Source organism: Alteribacillus persepolensis (assembly GCF_900099605.1).
In the GTDB taxonomy this organism is placed as follows: domain Bacteria; phylum Bacillota; class Bacilli; order Bacillales; family Marinococcaceae; genus Alteribacillus; species Alteribacillus persepolensis.
Genome location: NZ_FNDK01000040.1, coordinates 1 through 17,942, shown reverse-complemented (window position 1 = coordinate 17,942; position 17,942 = coordinate 1). Strand labels below are relative to the sequence as shown.

The following is a 17,942-nucleotide window of genomic DNA, read 5'->3' as shown; positions in this document are numbered from 1 at the left end:
TGGAAGCACGTCCTGTGGCGGGCGTTGAAGTCACCACTTCCTATGGAAGCACGTCCTGTGGCGGGCGTTGAAGTCGCCACTTCCTGTGGAAGTACCTCCTGTGACAACGCCGAACGGACTCCCATCCGCAAGAGCCCGCGACAAGTCCTGGAGGGCCGGCTTATGGAAAGCTGTACTTTCCTTTCCATGGACGGACCGAAGGAACCTCGAGCGGGCAGGGGTTTGCGCTGGATATAAAACACTAACTTTTCTTCCTTCCTGCCTTACAATGAAAACATGAACGAAGCAAACTCCTTCGTCCATGTTTTCTTCTTTTACTCAGAGAGAACAAATGTGTTTAAAAACTGGTGAAAGAATGCCTTATAATCTGCTTCGAGCGCAATCATGTGTTTGATAGCATCTGCTGCTTCTTCTTTCATCGTTTCATAACTTGGTCGAAAATCGGCAATGCTTGCACCACGTCCCGGTCCTGTACTCGTTTCAATATATACTTCCCGGTGAACAAAGCGAAACATATCGGGATTAGTCACGTACATAAGCGGCATTAAATCATGAATAAGCGCGCCGTGTAAACCTGGAATGAACTGTTGATACACATTTTGATAAAAGCGATACATCAATTGTATCGGTTCTCGTATTCTTGTCAGCGGAGTATAGGCTGTAATATATTGAATCATTTCCGGTGTAACGAGCGCTTTTTCTGTTACATCGAGCGGAAAAACGTGAGAGTATATGTTTTCAAATACAAACTTTGCCGCCACCGGGTCTCCGTAAAAATTAGCCTCTGCTGCCGGAGTAATATTTCCTGGAGTTAAAAATGCTCCCCCCATTAAAAAACAGTCGGTCGCCTGTTCCATTTTTTGCTTGCCTAACATATAGCCTACCATCAATCCCGTGTTGCGACCTACCTCTACTATCGTAATGTCTTCGTATTGATCAAACAATTGGTAGACATCCGTGAAATTTGTTAACTGATAGCCCAATCCTTCTGGTTCATAGTCACCTAACCCTTCAATACCATGTATCTCTGGGTAAAACTCGACGTACACATCTGATGCCGGCTGGTTTGCTCCGCCAAAAACAGGAATATCCGCATCTAATAAGTGAAGGATGGTCTCAATGTTGCGAGTCGCTGTTTCTACTTCTACATTCCCATAACCAGCTACAATACCAATAAGATTAATATCAGGATGTAAGACAGCATACATAATCGCAAATGCATCATCGACTCCGGGATCAGCGAACAACAATACATTTTTCACGCTATCGCTTCCTTTTTTTGTAAATGTATTATTGTATGTCTATGATCTACTTGCTGCCGCGATTCATGAGAAAACGTCCATCTCCGCCTAATACACAAATGTTTGGCTGCATAGGTGACGGGCTGCTTGTCAGCAGGTCGGGAAACGCTCTCTTTGAATAAGAGAAATGCCTGCAAAAAGCAAGTATACCCCAGCTGCGTTACTGAAGAACTGACTTATGGAACAGCTCCGTCAAAAAAAGAGACTGGGGCAAATCTAAAACAGGTTACTCAACGGCCGAACAATAAGATATGAAAGCATATTTGGACGGAGCAACAATAGAAATTCCTGTGATAAACAAATAATCCGAACGATTTATGAAAAATCGTTCGGATTATTATATGGTTCCTATACTTGTGTTCTAGCTGCCTTATCAGCGTTTATTCAGCAGCAAAAGCTTCTTCAATTTTTGGCATTAATTCATCCCAATCCGCATCCATCGTTTTATTGACGGTGACAAAATCCTGATATCCAAAGATATTGTCTACTCCTTCAATTTGAAGCAGTGCTTTAGCAATCGGATGATCGGTGTCGTCCCCTTTTTTCAACGATGTGCTTCCTTCAAAAATCGCCTTATCTGCTGTGAACTTTACTGCATTTGGATTCGGTGTAGATTGTGCTTGTACTTCCATGTTTTTCACTGGCTCCCTTCTCTTGTCGCTAAATATAACTAGCATTTCTCAAATAATAACATGTATTCCTTCATTTTAAAAACATGGCGGACCATACAGCTAGAGGCATCATATGTGTAAAAATGTTTTTTCAACCTTTCCTCTTTTTTCGCAGCATTACATATTTCTTTCCCTAACGTAATAAAGAACACTCAGCTGTTTCAATCCTTTTAACTCTCTCGTTGTAGGTATATGCCTTTCTTTAGGCACCGCTGATGTACCCATATTCCCATTTATTCTGTCTAATCGGTTCCAAACGGTTGTGACACATCCTTTGCTTTTCCGCTGAAAAACTAGAAAATCCGTCTTTTTCGTTACGAAAAAGCGTGGGATTTGTTGAGAGAAATACACCTTTATTCAGCAGGAAATTATGAGAGAAAAAGACAATGTATAAACAAGAAACATTTAAAATGAAAGGAGTTGTTTGCTGGTGCAGCGCGACTTGTCTCTCAAACAGATTGCAGAAGGACTTCCAAAATCAGTATTAAATGCTTCCGATAAAGATCTTGAAGGTTTTCAAGAAATCCTCGATCAAACCATTAAAGTACGAGAAGCTCACAAAGATCTGCAGCGCATGGTGCAAAGCTTTTCCGGCCCGAAAAAACCAGCCCCTGCTGCCACAATGGAACAATCTTCGTAACTGTGTTTCTTTGGCTTATCATGCCGCGGTTTCCTGCCCGTTTTCAACAATATACATTCCCTTTAGAAGAACTCAGGGTCAGAACCGTCAAGCCGGATCTGACCCCTGTTTTTTTATTCTTCCATTGAACGCTGATGTGCACGCTCATCCGCCGCTTCAGCACGTTCCTGCGCTTCAAGATCATCCGTATCAGCCAGCTCTTTGGAATATTCCACATCAAGTCCATCACTTTTCACAATGTCTTTTTTTGGTGTTTGTGATAACTTTGATTTTTTCTTATGCTTGTTGTTTCTCGTTTGTCCTCTTGTCATCCTGCATCCTCCTTTGCCGTTTTGCTTATGGTTCCGCAGTTTGTCATCATTATTCATGCCTTCCTTGCTGCCTATGTGTCGCAGATTATTTACTTGCTCGTTATAATAAAAGCATAAATAATACAACTGATAAGTGAAGGTGTAGGTTATGACTGCCATCGAAAAATGGTATACCGTTATTATGTTCATATCTGCCGGCACAGGGATTTTGCTTGGAAACATTCAGATTATTCATCAGCATGCAGACGTATTCATCGTGCCGTTTTTAATCGCAATGCTGTACTGGATATTTTTAAGCATCCCCTTCCACAAAATACGCACAGCTTTTCACCACCGCACGTTCGTTTATACAGCGCTGGGTTTAAATTTCATCTGGAATCCTCTGGCAGCGTGGGGGTTAGCATCTGTATTTTTATCAGACTATCCTGTTCTGATGATTGGGTTTATCCTGCTGCTGGTGACACCATGTACAGATTGGTACTTGGTGTTTACGAATATGGCCAAAGGAAACACGGCGTTATCAACAGCTCTTTTACCGATGCAGCTTATCTTGCAGTTGCTGCTGCTGCCGGTATACATCAGCTTGTTCGGCGGCGAGACAGCTGTGATAGAAATTTCTTATTTATTGGAAAGCATTATTATCGTGTTAGGTCTCCCACTGCTTGCTTCAGGCTTTACGAAGCGTTTCGTTTCAGCACGCACACAAGATATGCTGTTATCATTTGGCGGCAGCTTGCAAATTATATGTTTGAGTTTAGCAGTAATGTGCATGTTTGCAGCGAATGGCCACGTATTGCTTGCCAACATTCATTTGTTATGGATTCTCGCCATTCCGCTTTGCTTGTTTTTTATCATAGCTTTTGCGGCCGGTTATCTAGCCGCCCGCCTTTTGCGATTTACATACCCGCATCAAGCAAGCCTGATATTGACGACATTAGCAAGAAATTCACCCATTGCGTTAGCTGTTGCCTTGACTGCTTTTCACAACGAACCGCTGATTGCCATTGCTCTCATTCTCGGCCCGCTTTTAGAGCTGCCGCTGTTAGCCGCTGCAGCTCAGCTGCTGCTTATGATCCGGCAAAAATCTTTGTATCAGCGTCTTAAAACATAGAACGAGCCTTGATGCAGCCTGCGCGGTTATCACAAACAAGCCTGCACACATATACTACTTACATATCGTCTTTACAACGCGGCAAAAGCGTTCAATATTACAGCTTGGCAGCTTGTTCTTTTGCATAATCCCTTACTTGCTGCAGCATATGCCGGCGTTTTTCATCGGTCGTTTGCACCACATCTCCAAAGTGTAAAAACGGCAGGCTTTCAAACCCACAAAACGAAAAAATTTCATGTTTCCACGTATCTTCTATACGCTGTTGGCTGCTCTGCCGAAATACATCCGGCGGTGTTCCTGTCGTATAAATGACGGCTGCTTTCTTTCCATTCATTTTTGGAACCGGGGTTTCTCCGTTCAGCTCATATGCAACGCCATACGACAGAACCCGGTCCAAAAATCCTTTTCCAGCTGCCGGAAAACTGCCCCACCATAAGGGGAAAATCAGCGTCACTGCATCGGCCCAGCGCAGCCAGTGATGTTCTTCTTTTATTTCGGCTGGATATTGCTTATCCAGCGAAGCCTCATATTCTTCCCTCTCTAAATGAGGCGAATACTGCAATTCTTTTATCATACGCACTTGAACCTCTAAGCCATGCGATTTGCACGCATCCACATACGTATCGAGAATAGCTCGGTTAAAACTGTGTGGATCTGGATGCATATACCATACTAAAACACGTTTCATTTTTTCTTCCTTTCTTGGAAAACGTTACCGTTTTGTAACCTTTCGTCGCGTTTAATTTTATCACAGACGGATATAGAAATAGTAAGTTCGTGGAAAAACAAATGGAGGCGAAACGTACATGAACAAACTAGGTACGGGTCTGACAGTCTGGTCCGTATTTTTAGTGACCATGGGTATGTTGTTTCCACTGCCAACGACTACAGATACCGGTGTATTGGGGCAAATTCTGCAAAGCATTACGATTTACGGCTTTTTTTCTTTAACTCCTATTGTTTTTTATGGGTCGTTTTTATCTCTTGCTTCTGACTGGATTGCCCGCAAATTAAAATACCACGTTCAGCTGCTTTCGTTTTTCTTTCATATCGGCGGGGCGTGTACTGCTTATTTTATTACCAATAGCCTTGATATTACCATTATGGCTGTATTAGCAGCAGCGCTGTTCTTTCTAGCAGACCGTTTTTACTTGCTCTTAAAACACTCTTCCAAGCGTTATGACCTCATTCAAAATGTTCCGATTGTATGCGGCTTTATCGGCGTAACGATGATGGTATTCGGCTCCGCCATATAACACATGCATAATAAGCCCATCTTATCGATACCAGCTGCAAATAACATACATGGGGATATGAAGGTGTTTCTCTCTTTTAACAGCCTTTTCTGCACTTTGTCCTGTGGTGATTTTAACTGTATCATCCCTTCGTTACAAACAGAGAATGGTCGCTTAAAAAGCCTAATCAGACCCAAAAAAGCTTGGAACCGCTCCAAGCTTTTCTGTATTTTTACTTTTGCTGATATGCTTCCATGAGCTGTTTGACTGCTTGAGCAAGCGGCCTGTTTCCTGCTGTTACGTCATTTTTCAGTACAGGCAGCTGCTGTTTTACGTCGTCATTTTCATAAAAGGAACGTTTCAGCTCATCTTCAATCAATGTCTCCATCCATTCAGCCAGCTGATCTTTTCGGCGCTTTTCCAAAATGCCGCTTGCTTTCATGTTTGCTTCGTATTCTGTCATCACATCCCACAGTTCATCCATTCCTTCGCCTGTTAACGCTGAAATCGTGTCTACTTTCGTTTTCCAGCCGGGAGTGGCAGGCTGCAAAAAGTGAAGCAGCCTCCTGTATTCTGCTCTAGTATTGCGTGCTTTTTGCTTGTTGTTTCCATCAGCTTTATTGATATAAATCGCGTCCGCCATTTCCATAATTCCTTTTTTCATCCCCTGAAGCTCATCTCCGCCGCCGGTAAGCATGAGCACTAAAAAGAAATCGACCATCGAGCGAACCGTCCATTCGCTTTGGCCAACCCCGACCGTTTCAACAAAAATCACATCATATCCGGCCGCTTCACAAATCAGCATCGTTTCTCTGCTTTTTCTCGCTACCCCGCCAAGCGCTCCACCAGATGGAGAGGGGCGGACGTAGGCATTAGGATGCTTCGACAGTGTCTCCATTCTCGTTTTGTCACCGAGAATACTGCCTTTACTTACCGAAGACGATGGATCCACCGCAAGTACAGCTAGCTGGTGCCCTTTTTCGCAAAGCATGGTGCCAAACCTTTCAATCAATGTGCTTTTTCCAGCACCAGGAACTCCGCTAATACCTGCTCGAAGCGCTTTTCCTGTATATGGCATCAATCGTTTCAGAACTTCTTGCGCTTTATCAAAATGTTTTGGGGCGTTGCTTTCTATTAATGTAATTGCACGTGACATAACAGCTCTGTCACGTGAGAGCACACCTTGCACGTACTCTTCCACTGAAAGGGTTCTTCTTCGTTTCGGACGCGGCTTTTGCTGTTTTTCCATACAGCTCCTCCTTTATGACGCTTCCCCTTTCTTTCATTATTCCTCTTCTAAGCGTTTATTCACTTCTTCTATCACTTGTTTTGCTGCCGCTGGAATGACTGTTCCAGGTCCAAAGATTGCCGCTGCTCCTTGAGCTTTTAATTCGTCATAATCCTGGACAGGAATGACACCGCCGACAATCACCACGATGTCTTCTCTTCCTAAGTTTTTTAGCTCCTCCATTACTTGTGGTAATAACGTTTTATGACCGGCAGCCAGCGAACTCATTCCTAAAATGTGAACATCGTTTTCGACCGCCTGCATCGCAGCTTCTTGAGGGGTTTGAAAAAGCGGACCAATATCCACGTCAAAACCGAGATCACTAAAAGCAGTAGCAATCACTTTCGCCCCGCGGTCGTGGCCATCCTGCCCCATTTTTGCCACCATAATACGCGGTCTGCGGCCTTCGTTTTCGGCAAATTCATCGGTTAACCGCTTTACTTCTGTCATCAGTTCTTCTTCGCCAAACTCCGCACTGTATACTCCATGAATCGAACGAGTCACCGCTTGATGCCTCCCAGACACTTTTTCAATGGCATCGGATATTTCTCCGAGGGTTGCGCGAGCTCTCGCAGCATCGACTGCAAGCTTTAACAAGTTCTCGCTTCCATCTTCTGCCGCTTTTGTTATGGCGCGCAATGTTTCCTTCACATAGTCTTCGTTCCTTTGTTCACGAAGCTGTTTCAAACGTTCTAGTTGGGACTTGCGTACTGCCGAGTTGTCAATGTCTAATATATCAAGTGGATCTTCTTCATCTAAACGATATTTGTTCACACCGACTACCGTTTCCCGGCCCGAATCAATGTGAGCCTGACGGCGGGCCGCTGCCTCTTCAATTCTCATTTTCGGCAGCCCTGTTTCAATTGCTTTTGTCATCCCGCCTGCTTCTTCAATTTCTTCGATATGGGCCCACGCTTTTTCAGCAAGCTCTGCCGTTAACCGCTCGACATAGTAAGACCCGCCCCATGGATCAACAACATCTGTCAAGCCCGTTTCTTCCTGTAAATACAGCTGCGTGTTACGGGCAATGCGTGCTGAAAAGTCAGTAGGAAGCGCAATCGCTTCATCCAGTGCATTTGTATGCAGAGACTGCGTATGCCCCATCACCGCAGCCATCGCTTCCATCCCTGTCCGGACGACATTGTTATACGGGTCTTGTTCTGTCAAGCTCCAGCCGGATGTTTGTGAGTGTGTGCGCAGTGCCAGTGACTTTTCATTTTTCGGCTGAAACGGCTTTATCAAACGCGCCCACAACAGTCTAGCAGCTCTCAGCTTAGCAATTTCCATAAAATGATTCATTCCAATTGCCCAAAAAAATGACAAGCGCGGGGCAAATTGATCAATATCAAGGCCTGCCTTCCGCCCAGTGCGGACATATTCCAATCCGTCACTTAACGTGTAACCTAACTCCAAATCTGCGGTCGCTCCTGCTTCTTGCATGTGATAACCAGAAATAGAAATACTGTTGAATTTTGGCATGTGCTTAGATGTGTAAGCAAAAATATCAGCAATGATCCGCATCGACATATCCGGTGGATAAATATATGTGTTTCTTACCATGTATTCTTTTAATATATCATTTTGAATCGTTCCGGTAAGCTGTTCTTGTTTCACACCCTGCTCTTCTGCTGCCACAATGTAAAAAGCCATCACTGGCAGTACCGCGCCATTCATGGTCATCGATACCGACATTTGATCAAGCGGAATACCATCAAACAGAACATTCATATCAAGAATCGAATCCACGGCTACCCCAGCTTTTCCAACGTCCCCGACCACACGAGGATGATCAGAATCATAACCGCGGTGTGTCGCTAAATCAAACGCGATGGACAGCCCTTTTTGACCAGCAGCGAGGTTGCGGCGATAAAAGGCATTCGACTCTTCTGCTGTTGAATAACCAGCATACTGGCGGACGGTCCATGGTCTCGTTTTATACATCGCCGGATACGGACCGCGTAAATACGGAGGAATCCCCGAAACATAATCTGTATGCGGCAAGTCTTTTGTGTCTTCGTTTGTATACAGCGGCTGGACAGAGATATTTTCAACCGTTGTTCTTTCCCAGTCTCTTGCTGCTTTGCCAGTATCCGCTTTTACGCTTTGCTCCCATTTCTTTAAGTCATTTGCAGCTGCACTGCTATCATACGGTATCGTCGTAAAGTCAGGCATTTTCATTGAATCACCGCTCCTTTCGCACGCTGCAGCCAGCTTAATGTTTCATATACATTCGCCCCCCGATAAATCATGCCTGCTAATCCTTTTTCGGTGAGTACCGCTTCTTGTTCTTTTCCTGTCTTTCCCGCCAGCAGGATGGTTTTTTCGGGTGCCTTGGCCTTGATTTTTTCTACAATACCTGCTGCCAGTTTGTCATATGCTGCGTCTTGGCCGCACAACACAACAATCGATTCGGTGGAGGAAACGGCCTTATGAACTGCTTCCTCAACACTTTTTACACCACCGGTTTGCTGGACATGAAAACCGCCAGTTTGTAAAAACGCCGCGGAAAAATCAGCGCGTGCTTTGTGTTCTGCTAAGGAGCCTAATGTCACCAGCAAAGCAGATAACGGTTTTTCATGCTGCTCTTGATAGGCTTGTGCTTGCTGGCGCAGCTTTTCAAATTTTTCCGATTCACGTAATGCTGTTACTGGTGTTATAGAAGGCCCTGACTGACTGCTCGTTAATTGATGCAGTAACGCACCGCCTTGTACCGCTTTTTCTGCTTCTTCTACCGTCTGCACATGACAGCCGGATTTGGCATTTTGCTGTTTGTCTGTCTTAGCAGTAATATAAGCCAGCACTTCTTGTTCATCGGTTTCTGGAAACGCTGAAATTGGCTTTTCATCTACATTCGGATATTTGTTCGCTCCAACCAGCACTCTCTTTTGTTTGTCTATTTGTTTTTCTTTTAACTGGCGCTTATTTTTGATAAGCTCTTGCGGCTTGCCGCTCAACAGGCTTTGTATCATTCCCCCGTCTGCTTCAATGTCTTGAAATAACTCCCAAGCTTTTTCAGCTAATTCGTGGGTCAACTGCTCTACATAATACGAGCCGCCAGCAGGATCGATCGTGCTGCCAATAAAGGCCTCTTCTTGTAAAATAGTTTGTGTGTTGCGGGCAATTCGTTTCGCAAAGGTGGAAGGGCGCTGGAACGCGGCATCAAATGGGGTTACTTCCACATCATCTGCTCCCCCTGCTGCTGCTGCAAATGCTTCCGTTGCAGCCCGGAGGATGTTCACATACGGATCAAGTGCTGTTTTTGTTCTGCTTGAAGTGATGCCATGCAACGTCATCACACGCTTTTCTTCTTCCATGCCGAATGCTTGTAAAATATTAGACCACAATGCGCGCGCTGCTCGAAATTTTGCCAGCTCCATAAAAAAGTTTGAACCAGCGGAAAAACGAAATAACAGTGAAGCGGCACTATCTTCTATCGTTATCCCTCTTTTGTGCAGCTCTCTTACATATGTTGTCGCACAAGCCATGCTGTAAGCAAGTTCTTCGACAGCACTTGCCCCGCCGTTGTGGTATGGCTCACTGGAGACAAGCATCGTTTGCACCGGGATATGATTATCCCTGCACCAACTGGCTGCTTGTGCAGCATGATCAAAGCATGTATCCACAGGCGCTGGTAAGTGTCCTGCCACCAGCCAGTTTCCTAATGGGTCTGCTGCCACACTGCCGCGAGGCGAAGAAACACCTATAATATCCAAAGCAGACGTCCACATCGCAAAAAGCGGAAGCGGATCGGCACCGGTTTCTAAATGCAGCGGCGTCGTTTCTAGATCAATCCCTTGAAGAAGTGTCACCATATCAGCGACATCCGTGACTAAAACACCACTTGCTGAAGGTTGATGATTCATTCCTTTTCTTTTCGTTACTGTGTCATTCCATCTGATTCTGATGGCGTGCTGCCCTTTTTGCAGACCTTCTTTTATTTCTTCGTTTGCTCGTTTCGGGGTGCGTTCCCAAATCGATTGTGTAACATTCCATCGCTGCGGTGCTGTGCGCATTCCTCTTATATGAGGGAACTGTCCCGGCATTGTATTTTTGTGCAGCAGGCGGTCTCGATCTTTTTTCCGGTACAATGGTTTTAACATAATATCTTCGTCCGTTTTTGTGTAAAGGGCTTCTTCCACTGTTTTTCCTTTTAACGATTTTTCAGCACGATCCTGCCATTCTTTGTCGGAAGGTGTCGAAAAGTTACAAATACTTTTTAAAATAGTATGCTGCATTTCTTCCACATTTTCTTCCCCCTTTCATTTATAAAGGTATATTTCCATGCTTTTTCCTTGGATTGTCTTTCTTTTTGTTTTTCAGCATCTCCAAAGCACTGGCCAATGATTTACGTGTATCACGTGGATCAATGACATCATCTACCATGCCGTTTCCTGCGGCAATGTAAGGGTTAGCAAACCGCTCTCGATATTCTTGGATTTTTTCTTGGCGCGTTTTTTCCGGGTCATGGCTTTCTTTGATTTCTTTAGCAAAAATAATATTGGCCGCTCCTTCTGGACCCATCACAGCAATTTCAGCATTTGGCCAGGCAAACACCATATCCGCTCCAATAGACTTGCTGTTAAGAGCCACATAAGCTCCGCCGAATGCTTTTCGTAAAATTACCGTAATTTTTGGAACCGTCGCTTCAGAATAAGCGTATAAGATTTTGGCGCCGTGACGGATAATGCCGCCGTGTTCTTGTGCTACACCTGGAATAAAGCCACTGACGTCTTCAAATGTAATAAGAGGAATATTAAAGCAATCGCAAAAGCGAATAAAGCGTGAACATTTATCGGATGAATCGATATCAAGGCCGCCCGCCATTGTTTTCGGATTATTGGCAACAATGCCAACGCTCTCTCCATTTATTCTGCCAAAACCGACAACAATGTTTTTTGCAAATTTTGGCTGCACTTCCATAAATTCATGATCGTCTAACAAATGTTGAATCACGTGGCGAACATCATATACTTTCGTGCTGTCCACCGGAACAATATCTAACAATTCATCCACACGTTCATTGATATCAACAGCTTTTACAGGAGGCTTTGCCGGAGGTTTTTCTTGATGGTTGGATGGTAAGTATTGAATCAAACGCCGCACTTCTTGGAGGATTTCTTCTTCCGTTGCTGCTGTAAAATGAGCGTTTCCACTTTTGCTCGAATGTACTTTGGCACCTCCCAAGTCTTCACTGTTCATGCTGGCACCAGTTACACTTTCAATCACTTTTGGGCCGGTAATAAACATTTGACTCGTTTTTTCCACCATAAACACAAAGTCAGTTATGGCTGGTGAATATACCGCACCGCCGGCACAAGGACCCATAATAACAGATATTTGTGGAATCACGCCTGAGTAAATTGAGTTTCGGTAAAATACATGCCCATAACCGTCTAAGGACAGTACACCTTCTTGAATACGGGCCCCGCCAGAGTCATTCAAACCAATAATGGGGGCACCATTCTCCGCTGCAAAGTCCATAATCTTCGCAATCTTTAAAGCATGCATTTCACCAAGCGCTCCGCCAAATACCGTGAAATCTTGTGCGAATAAATAAATCAACTTGCCATGAACTTTGGCATAACCAGTAACAACACCTTCACCGGGAGCTTCTGCATCAGCCGTCCCACGGTGTTCAATAAATGGATTGAGTTCTACAAAACTGTCTTCATCAACGAGTAATTCAATCCGTTCCCTGGCTGTCTTTTTTCCGCGTTCGTGCTGTGCATCAATGCGTTCCTGGCCGCCTCCTAATGCTACTTTTTCTTTTTTTCGTTCCATGTCGTCTATATAATCAAACATATCCTTCATTGAAAACAGCCTTCCTTTCGGTAACGTTTTGATATAAAGCGTTTTCATCACCAGTATATAGAAGGGGTATCTTCCAAGAAGACCCCCCTTGCTTGTTGTGCATTACGCTGGTTTAACGAGAAAGAGCGGCTGACCGTACTCCACGAGTTCACCGTTTTCAACAAGAACTTCCACAATTTCTCCAGAGATTTCAGCTTCAAGTTCATTCATCAATTTCATTGCTTCTACAATACAAACTACTGAATCGTCGTTAACTTTGTCACCCTCTTTGACATAAGGGCCAGCATCTGGAGATGGAGCACGGTAAAAGGTGCCCACCATTGGCGATGTGATTTTTTCAAATGAGTCATCGCTGGCTGCAGGAGATTCTTGTGGAGCTTCAGGTGCTGAAGCTGCCTCTTGACTGCCTTGAGGGTTTGCTTGCGCTTGTGGTGCAGGTGCCTGCGCAGCTGGAGCAGGCGCAGCAGCAGGTGGCTGCGGCGCAGCTTGTACAACGGCTGCTTGTGCAGTTCCTTCTTTTCTAATCGTGATTTTTTCTTTGTTTTCTCCACGAATTTCTAATTCTCCAATACTCGAATTATCAAGTGCCCGGATCAATTCTTTGATTTCGTTCACTTTGTACATATGCTACACTCCCTTAAAAAAGTTAGACAACGTTATTTTACCGTGTTGGACTGATGAAGGAAAAAACGCTGGTATGCTGGTTCTTTGCGCGCCTTTTCCGTTAACAGAGACTGCATAATCATGTCAGCATAAATGTCTGCTATTTCATTGACGGAACACTGCCCATCTGATTTATACCATTTATATGTCCAGTTAATCATGCCGAAAATGGCCATTGATGCAATCGGCACCGGCAGTTCCTCCCGAAATTCGCCTTTTTCTTTTCCTTCTCTAACCACCGAAAACATCATGTCTTTATAAATATCACGCTTCTTTTTAATCCGATCAAAGTATTCAGGAGATAGATATAAGTTCTCTTGGTAAAATACCGTTACGTGCGCTTGATACACTTCAAACATTTTGACAAACGAACGCACCGTTTCATACAATTTTTCCGCTGGTTTGTGATAGCTGGAATGTGCTTCGCTTGCCTTGTCGATGACATACGTAATAAAAGAATCGTGAATGGTGTAGAGAAGTTCATCTTTGGATTTAAAATTGTGGTAAAACCCGCCTTTTGAGGTATTGCTTTCTTTTACGATTTTATCCACAGTCACAGCGTGAAAACCATTTTCTTCAAATAGGTGCAGAGCAGCCTCTGTAATCCGTTGTTTGGTGGATTTTGCCGGCATTTATCATCACCTGCTTTCGGTCTTAATCCATAATTTTGTGCTGCTCAAGAAATTTTGTCGTAAAATCACCTTCTTTGAAGAACGGATGATCCATTAGTTTCATATGGAAAGGAATCGTCGTATCGACGCCTTCTACAACAAATTCAGACAGTGCTCGTTTCATGCGGGAAATGGCTTCCTCTCTCGTTTTCCCCCGCACGATAAGCTTGGCCACCATCGAATCATAAAACGGTGTGATGGTGTATCCGGGATACACCGCGCTGTCAATACGAACACCTAAGCCGCCCGGCGGCAAGTACATATCAATTTTGCCTGGAGACGGCATAAAGTCTTTGGCAGGGTTTTCCGCGTTGATTCTGCACTCAATTGCCCAGCCGTCAATTTGAATATCGTCTTGGGTGTAGGATAATGATTCACCCGCAGCTGCTCTAATTTGTTCTTTAATTAAATCAACAGATGTCACTTCTTCAGTCACAGGATGTTCTACTTGAATGCGGGTGTTCATCTCCATAAAGTAAAACTGCTTATGTTTATCAAGCAAAAATTCGACGGTTCCTGCTCCGCAATAGTTCACCGCCTTAGCTGCTTTAATCGCAGCTTCTCCCATCGCTTTCCTTGTGTTTTCATCAAGAGCTGGAGACGGTGCTTCTTCCACAAGTTTTTGGTGACGCCGCTGAATGGAGCAGTCCCGCTCGCCAAAGTGAATGACATTGCCATGAGAATCTGCCATAATCTGAATTTCAACGTGGCGCGGCTCTTCTACAAACTTTTCCATGTATACACCGCTGTCGCCAAACGCTGTTGCAGCTTCTTGCTGTGCCATGTTGATGGCTTTTTTCAAATCATCCGGACCTTCCGCTACTCTCATTCCTTTACCGCCGCCGCCGGCTGTTGCTTTGACAATCACAGGATAGCCGATTTCTTCTGCTGTCTTAAGCGCTTCTTGTTCGTTTTCAATAATGCCGTCTGTCCCCGGTACAATCGGAACTCCTGCTTGCTCCATTGTTTCACGTGCAACCGCCTTGGCTCCCATCTTGCTGATTGCTTCTGCTGACGGGCCGATAAACACAATGTCATGATCTGCACAGATTTCAGCAAACTCTGCGTTTTCCGATAAAAATCCGTAGCCGGGATGTATAGCATCTGCGCCTGTTTTTAAAGCTGTTGCAATTAAATTCGTCTTTTTCAGATAGCTCTCTGTCGAAGCATTCGGCCCTACACAATAGGCTTCATCCGCCATTAATACGTGCAGCGCTTCTTTATCTGCTTCTGAATGAACAGCAACAGTTTCGATGCCAAGCTCACGACAAGCTCTAATAACCCGTACGGCAATTTCTCCCCGGTTTGCTATTAAAATTCGTTTAAACATGCCAAGCACCTTCTTTCTATATAAAATTTTCTGTCTTTGGTGATGAGCTGCTTTTTTATGCCATATCCTTAGACCGACTGGTCAGTCTGAATTCACACTAATTCTACATAAAAATTGGATACGTTGTCAATTATTATTGCCAACTTTCCCCCTTCTTAATTTTAAATATTTTTCCCCCTGTACACAAGTCATGCCTTGGAAAAACTTTGTGCATTGGCGGTCTTCTGTTGTGCATACTGCCTCCACTTTTACTGCTGTATAAATAAAAAACTCTCATTATGACTTGTATTTTCGCAGGGGCATCGTGACGCAACGAAACGAACCGCCGGATTTAATGATTTCTGAAAAAGGAACTTCTATGACCTCAAATCCCATTTCTCTCATGTCATGATTAACTTGTTTATTTTCCGGTAAGCTAATCACTTTGCGCTCTCCTATGCTGAGCACATTCGTACCAAGTGTAAACTGTTCTTCCTTTGTGACAGTAATCGTGCGGTACCGCATGCAAATATCACGCACAAGATCGTCAGCTAAAGCGTCTGGGTATAATAACGCTGTTCCTTCGGATAGGATGTTGAAAATACAGTCCAAATGTAAATACTGTTCATCAAACGGAATCGTCATAATCGTTTTTTCAGGGTATAATTTTTTCAGCCTCTTGATGGCTTTTTCACTTGTGCGGCTGCTGTCACCAATATACATGACGTCATTATCAATTAACACATCTCCTCCTTCTAACGTTCCGTCGCTAATAGACTCGTACACAATATGATTCTCATCAAGCCATTTCTGACATTCCTCTATTTCCGGCTGTCTGATGTCTGTTTTCATTCGGCCAACAATCATACCGTTTTCAGCTGCAAACCCTAAGTCCCTTGTAAACACTTGTTCTGGCAGCTTAGGGTGCGGGGAAATCAGCCGGACATCAACACCATGGCGCTGCAGCATTTCAGTAAGAAACTGATGCTCTTGGACTGCTTTTTCTTGGTCAATATTTTCATCTTCATATGACTTTTGCACTTCATTAATCGGCTTTTTAATTCGCATTTCATGCGGCGGACACATCAATACTTCGTGCAGCGTATCGTATTCATTGTGTGCTTTGGCATGACGTTTTTGACTCATAATCGTTCATCTCCTTTTCTTTCTGTTATAGTTTTACCCGCTCCCGTCTAAAATTAATATAGTGCTTACGTTTAAAATGACAAAATTCGTGGTAAACAAGATGTATCAACTCAAATAGGGAGGGTGAAGATGAGTACGCTAAGCAATGAAGAAATTGAAGAGAAACTTAGTGGTTTAGAAGGCTGGATACGAGCAGACGCAAAGACGATTGAGCGTAATTTTTCTTTTCCTGCATTTATGCAAGGCATTTCCTTTGTGGAACAAACAGCCCAGCACGCAGAAGAGGTTAACCATCACCCTCACATAACCATTGACCATACATCTGTTACAATAAGGCTGTCCACGTTAGATGCCGGTGGTATCACGATGAAAGATATCGATTCTGCCTCCCAGTACAACCGCATCTTTGATTCATTATCATAAAGGCGTTACAAGCAAACATCCATTTAAGCTGCCGCATATAATGAGATGTACTACGACACGCAGTATTCGGGGTGAACGACCATGGATTTTCATCAAGCCAGAATGAAACAAATGATTGAATATGATCGATTCCTTTATGCTGCCTATCAAGAAGCAATCGAAACATACGACGACGAAACATTGGCTTTGCATGCATTATTTCAGACGTACGTACAGCATCAGCCTATCATGCGTAACGCCTATCGACATCTAACCAGTCATTAATGCGCAGCTGGATCCGTCTGCCACAGGGCTGTCCCGTCAAAAAGGGATAGCTCTCTTTTACTCATTCCGTCACGTGAACAAAAAGGAATAGATGAAAAAATGTCGAATACATGTAACGAACAGAAAGTAAATTTGCAGTTGGAGGTAACAAACTTATGGATTTACTAGGAATCGGTGTACTCATTGCCGCTATTGCTTTTTGTGTTCTTGTTATTTTTCTCATTCGGGCACTGAATAACTTAAGCAGCGTTTTAGCAGGAGTCGACAAAACGGTGGAAAAACTGCCAGACCAGCTCGATGATGTCATGCAGCAATCCAGTCAAGTCATCGAAAACGGCAATCAGACATTAACAGACCTTAATGAAAAAATGCAGGCTCTTACGCCATTATTTTATATGGTCGGTGATGCCGGGGAAGCATCACGAAAATTTTCATCGTCTTTAGCTGATTTTACCGTTTCTTTGAAAAAGAACACGAATGAAGGAAAAGAAGCGGCACAGAAAAAAGACCTTGGCGGTATTTACGGTATGTTAGCATTTATTTATTACTTGACTCAAAAACGAAAAGCATGGAAAGAAGCAAAAGAAGGAAGCGGAACAAACAATGAAAACTAGAACAGAAAAACAAAGCACAAAGAAGCGGCAGTCGTTCACAACAGGAAGCATGACCGGCTTTATCGCTGCGTTTGTAATGACGCTGCTCTTTACACCTGTTAATGGGAAAACATTTCAAAAAAAGACCCTTAATCAAGCAGCTGTGCTAAAAAATGCTCCCACGAAAGCTGTTGCAGCTTATCGGGGCAGACAAGAAAAGTTTAAAGAATTAGGCCGTTCGACGTATGAACAATGGACAGAAGAAAAAAATGCCTTAAAAGAAGAAGCAAAACGTGCTGCTCGCCGCCAGTAGAGCACTTGGTTCAACTAATCCAGAAGCTGTACAGTATAAGATACAAAAAGAAAAGTGCAAGCGCCTTGAAAGAGGGAACGTTAGGCTACGATGAAGGAACTTCTGTTCTGTAAGGTACTTCTGTAAGGCACTTCTACTAAGAACGCACACGTCCTGTGACGGGCGTTGAAGTCACCACATCCTGTGGAAGCA

The 17,942-nt window shown here is 43.9% G+C and carries 19 protein-coding genes; 7 read left to right on the top strand and 12 right to left on the bottom strand.

Annotated elements, in window-relative coordinates:
* Window positions 1-314 precede the first annotated feature (314 nt).
* Window positions 315-1,262, bottom strand: coding sequence for a nucleoside hydrolase (locus tag BLT18_RS17165; RefSeq protein ID WP_091276809.1), 948 nt, complete (start codon window positions 1,260-1,262; stop codon window positions 315-317).
* A gap of 419 nt (window positions 1,263-1,681) precedes the next feature.
* Complete coding sequence (locus tag BLT18_RS17160) at window positions 1,682-1,933, bottom strand: NifU N-terminal domain-containing protein (RefSeq protein ID WP_091276813.1); 252 nt, start codon at window positions 1,931-1,933, stop codon at window positions 1,682-1,684.
* A gap of 469 nt (window positions 1,934-2,402) precedes the next feature.
* Here BLT18_RS17160 and BLT18_RS17155 point away from each other — a divergent pair, with 469 nt between their 5' ends.
* Window positions 2,403-2,612, top strand: a complete 210-nt coding sequence (locus BLT18_RS17155) for a hypothetical protein (RefSeq protein ID WP_091276807.1) — start codon at window positions 2,403-2,405, stop codon at window positions 2,610-2,612.
* A gap of 113 nt (window positions 2,613-2,725) precedes the next feature.
* Here BLT18_RS17155 and BLT18_RS17150 read toward each other — a convergent pair whose 3' ends face one another.
* Complete coding sequence (locus tag BLT18_RS17150) at window positions 2,726-2,923, bottom strand: YfhD family protein (protein WP_091276805.1); 198 nt, start codon at window positions 2,921-2,923, stop codon at window positions 2,726-2,728.
* 148 nt (window positions 2,924-3,071) lie between these two features.
* Here BLT18_RS17150 and BLT18_RS17145 point away from each other — a divergent pair, with 148 nt between their 5' ends.
* Window positions 3,072-4,034, top strand: coding sequence for an arsenic resistance protein (locus BLT18_RS17145; protein WP_091276803.1), 963 nt, complete (start codon window positions 3,072-3,074; stop codon window positions 4,032-4,034).
* A 97-nt stretch (window positions 4,035-4,131) separates the two neighbouring features.
* Here the strand turns inward: BLT18_RS17145 and BLT18_RS17140 are convergent, their stop codons facing one another.
* Entirely contained in the window at window positions 4,132-4,722 is a 591-nt protein-coding gene (locus BLT18_RS17140) for an NAD(P)H-dependent oxidoreductase (RefSeq protein ID WP_091276801.1), read from the bottom strand.
* A 118-nt stretch (window positions 4,723-4,840) separates the two neighbouring features.
* On the opposite strand from BLT18_RS17140, the gene BLT18_RS17135 reads away from it, so the two are divergent.
* Window positions 4,841-5,290 (top strand): hypothetical protein, encoded by a 450-nt coding sequence (locus BLT18_RS17135; RefSeq protein WP_091276800.1) that lies wholly within the window; start codon window positions 4,841-4,843, stop codon window positions 5,288-5,290.
* Window positions 5,291-5,501: 211 nt separating this feature from the next.
* Here BLT18_RS17135 and meaB read toward each other — a convergent pair whose 3' ends face one another.
* The 8 genes from meaB to BLT18_RS17095 all read right to left on the bottom strand — a co-directional run bounded on the left by meaB (window position 5,502) and on the right by BLT18_RS17095 (window position 16,157).
* A complete protein-coding gene (meaB, locus tag BLT18_RS17130; RefSeq protein ID WP_091276798.1) occupies window positions 5,502-6,518 on the bottom strand; it encodes a methylmalonyl Co-A mutase-associated GTPase MeaB in 1,017 nt (338 codons plus the stop codon).
* A 36-nt stretch (window positions 6,519-6,554) separates the two neighbouring features.
* Window positions 6,555-8,735 (bottom strand): methylmalonyl-CoA mutase, encoded by a 2,181-nt coding sequence (gene scpA, locus BLT18_RS17125; RefSeq protein ID WP_091276796.1) that lies wholly within the window; start codon window positions 8,733-8,735, stop codon window positions 6,555-6,557.
* A complete protein-coding gene (locus BLT18_RS17120) occupies window positions 8,732-10,792 on the bottom strand; it encodes a methylmalonyl-CoA mutase family protein (protein WP_245705315.1) in 2,061 nt (686 codons plus the stop codon). The genes scpA and BLT18_RS17120 overlap by 4 nt, the downstream gene beginning before the upstream one ends.
* Window positions 10,793-10,820: 28 nt before the next feature.
* On the bottom strand, window positions 10,821-12,368 hold the full coding sequence (locus BLT18_RS17115) for an acyl-CoA carboxylase subunit beta (protein WP_091276811.1): 1,548 nt from the start codon (window positions 12,366-12,368) through the stop codon (window positions 10,821-10,823).
* A 102-nt stretch (window positions 12,369-12,470) separates the two neighbouring features.
* Complete coding sequence (gene accB / locus BLT18_RS17110) at window positions 12,471-12,992, bottom strand: acetyl-CoA carboxylase biotin carboxyl carrier protein (RefSeq protein WP_091276792.1); 522 nt, start codon at window positions 12,990-12,992, stop codon at window positions 12,471-12,473.
* Window positions 12,993-13,024: 32 nt separating this feature from the next.
* Window positions 13,025-13,663, bottom strand: a complete 639-nt coding sequence (locus BLT18_RS17105) for a TetR/AcrR family transcriptional regulator (RefSeq protein WP_091276789.1) — start codon at window positions 13,661-13,663, stop codon at window positions 13,025-13,027.
* A gap of 22 nt (window positions 13,664-13,685) precedes the next feature.
* Window positions 13,686-15,032 carry an acetyl-CoA carboxylase biotin carboxylase subunit gene (gene accC, locus BLT18_RS17100; protein WP_091276788.1) on the bottom strand — a complete coding sequence of 449 codons (1,347 nt, stop codon included), beginning with the start codon at window positions 15,030-15,032 and terminating at the stop codon, window positions 13,686-13,688.
* Window positions 15,033-15,308: 276 nt separating this feature from the next.
* Window positions 15,309-16,157 carry a dimethylarginine dimethylaminohydrolase family protein gene (locus BLT18_RS17095; protein WP_091276786.1) on the bottom strand — a complete coding sequence of 283 codons (849 nt, stop codon included), beginning with the start codon at window positions 16,155-16,157 and terminating at the stop codon, window positions 15,309-15,311.
* Between the two features lie 129 nt (window positions 16,158-16,286).
* On the opposite strand from BLT18_RS17095, the gene BLT18_RS17090 reads away from it, so the two are divergent.
* The 4 genes from BLT18_RS17090 to BLT18_RS17075 all read left to right on the top strand — a co-directional run bounded on the left by BLT18_RS17090 (window position 16,287) and on the right by BLT18_RS17075 (window position 17,750).
* Entirely contained in the window at window positions 16,287-16,580 is a 294-nt protein-coding gene (locus BLT18_RS17090; protein ID WP_091276784.1) for a 4a-hydroxytetrahydrobiopterin dehydratase, read from the top strand.
* An 81-nt stretch (window positions 16,581-16,661) separates the two neighbouring features.
* Window positions 16,662-16,844: a hypothetical protein gene (locus tag BLT18_RS17085; RefSeq protein WP_091276783.1), complete on the top strand. Its 183-nt coding sequence runs from the start codon at window positions 16,662-16,664 to the stop codon at window positions 16,842-16,844.
* A gap of 155 nt (window positions 16,845-16,999) precedes the next feature.
* A complete protein-coding gene (locus tag BLT18_RS17080) occupies window positions 17,000-17,458 on the top strand; it encodes a DUF948 domain-containing protein (RefSeq protein ID WP_091276782.1) in 459 nt (152 codons plus the stop codon).
* Window positions 17,448-17,750 carry a hypothetical protein gene (locus tag BLT18_RS17075; protein ID WP_091276781.1) on the top strand — a complete coding sequence of 101 codons (303 nt, stop codon included), beginning with the start codon at window positions 17,448-17,450 and terminating at the stop codon, window positions 17,748-17,750. The genes BLT18_RS17080 and BLT18_RS17075 overlap by 11 nt, the downstream gene beginning before the upstream one ends.
* The last annotated feature ends 192 nt before the right edge of the window (window positions 17,751-17,942 follow it).

What these genes read in the sequence shown, in the direction of transcription:
- BLT18_RS17085 (WP_091276783.1), top strand. Translation starts at nt 16,662, where the DNA reads ATGGATTTTCATCAAGCCAGAATGAAACAAATGATTGAATATGATCGA.
- BLT18_RS17080 (WP_091276782.1), top strand. Translation starts at nt 17,000, where the DNA reads ATGGATTTACTAGGAATCGGTGTACTCATTGCCGCTATTGCTTTTTGT.
- BLT18_RS17090 (WP_091276784.1), top strand. Translation starts at nt 16,287, where the DNA reads ATGAGTACGCTAAGCAATGAAGAAATTGAAGAGAAACTTAGTGGTTTA.
- BLT18_RS17115 (WP_091276811.1), bottom strand. Translation starts at nt 12,368, where the DNA reads ATGAAGGATATGTTTGATTATATAGACGACATGGAACGAAAAAAAGAA.
- accB (WP_091276792.1), bottom strand. Translation starts at nt 12,992, where the DNA reads ATGTACAAAGTGAACGAAATCAAAGAATTGATCCGGGCACTTGATAAT.
- BLT18_RS17120 (WP_245705315.1), bottom strand. Translation starts at nt 10,792, where the DNA reads ATGCAGCATACTATTTTAAAAAGTATTTGTAACTTTTCGACACCTTCC.
- BLT18_RS17150 (WP_091276805.1), bottom strand. Translation starts at nt 2,923, where the DNA reads ATGACAAGAGGACAAACGAGAAACAACAAGCATAAGAAAAAATCAAAG.
- BLT18_RS17075 (WP_091276781.1), top strand. Translation starts at nt 17,448, where the DNA reads ATGAAAACTAGAACAGAAAAACAAAGCACAAAGAAGCGGCAGTCGTTC.
- BLT18_RS17160 (WP_091276813.1), bottom strand. Translation starts at nt 1,933, where the DNA reads ATGGAAGTACAAGCACAATCTACACCGAATCCAAATGCAGTAAAGTTC.
- BLT18_RS17145 (WP_091276803.1), top strand. Translation starts at nt 3,072, where the DNA reads ATGACTGCCATCGAAAAATGGTATACCGTTATTATGTTCATATCTGCC.
- BLT18_RS17135 (WP_091276800.1), top strand. Translation starts at nt 4,841, where the DNA reads ATGAACAAACTAGGTACGGGTCTGACAGTCTGGTCCGTATTTTTAGTG.
- accC (WP_091276788.1), bottom strand. Translation starts at nt 15,032, where the DNA reads ATGTTTAAACGAATTTTAATAGCAAACCGGGGAGAAATTGCCGTACGG.
- scpA (WP_091276796.1), bottom strand. Translation starts at nt 8,735, where the DNA reads ATGAAAATGCCTGACTTTACGACGATACCGTATGATAGCAGTGCAGCT.
- BLT18_RS17105 (WP_091276789.1), bottom strand. Translation starts at nt 13,663, where the DNA reads ATGCCGGCAAAATCCACCAAACAACGGATTACAGAGGCTGCTCTGCAC.
- BLT18_RS17095 (WP_091276786.1), bottom strand. Translation starts at nt 16,157, where the DNA reads ATGAGTCAAAAACGTCATGCCAAAGCACACAATGAATACGATACGCTG.
- meaB (WP_091276798.1), bottom strand. Translation starts at nt 6,518, where the DNA reads ATGGAAAAACAGCAAAAGCCGCGTCCGAAACGAAGAAGAACCCTTTCA.
- BLT18_RS17140 (WP_091276801.1), bottom strand. Translation starts at nt 4,722, where the DNA reads ATGAAACGTGTTTTAGTATGGTATATGCATCCAGATCCACACAGTTTT.